This window comes from Anaerophaga thermohalophila DSM 12881, assembly GCF_000191885.1.
In the GTDB taxonomy this organism is placed as follows: Bacteria; Bacteroidota; Bacteroidia; order Bacteroidales; family Marinilabiliaceae; genus Anaerophaga; species Anaerophaga thermohalophila.
This window is the reverse complement of record NZ_AEWI01000117.1, coordinates 1-519: the sequence shown is the minus strand read 5'-3', so window position 1 is coordinate 519 and position 519 is coordinate 1. Positions and strand designations below refer to the sequence as shown.

General features: G+C 39.5%; 1 protein-coding gene. It reads right to left on the bottom strand.

Features of this window, described 5'->3' with window-relative positions:
- Window positions 1-349 precede the first annotated feature (349 nt).
- Window positions 350-517, bottom strand: a complete 168-nt coding sequence (locus ATH1_RS22845) for a transposase domain-containing protein (RefSeq protein ID WP_010424784.1) — start codon at window positions 515-517, stop codon at window positions 350-352.
- Between the last annotated feature and the right edge of the window lie 2 nt (window positions 518-519).

Here is a 519-nt window from a genome sequence, read left to right as displayed (position 1 = left end):
CATTCTGAGCGGAGCGAAGAATCTAAGATCAATTAAAGCATGATAAGTTCCATCAGACCAATAACGTAGATTAATTATATACTGATGAAAAGTAAACGCCGCTTTTGGCGGCTTCGCAAGCCTTGCAACCGGAACTTTCTGAACAGACACATTATAAAATAAGAAACATTCCCGACTTTATAGGCTGGGATTAAATATATTGATTTTTTAAGAAAACAGGGATAAAGCAGGAAGAAATATTTTAAGCCTTCGGCTTCCCACGTATTGTAAAAGTAAAAAAAATTTTTCCATGACCGGGATACCGGACTGGGAGTTGAATCTTTCTAAGTACTACTGGAATCTTTTGGAATTAGTTGGAGCTTTCCGGAAAATTCCGGCAATGGTTGGATTTTTTCCAATTATGAGGCAAAAGGTCAGCCAGGTCCAGATCATAGTTGCTATTGTACAATGCAATTTTGGAAAACACATCGGTCAGCCACTGCCGGGGGTTAACATCGCTGGCTTTGCAGCATCCCAAAA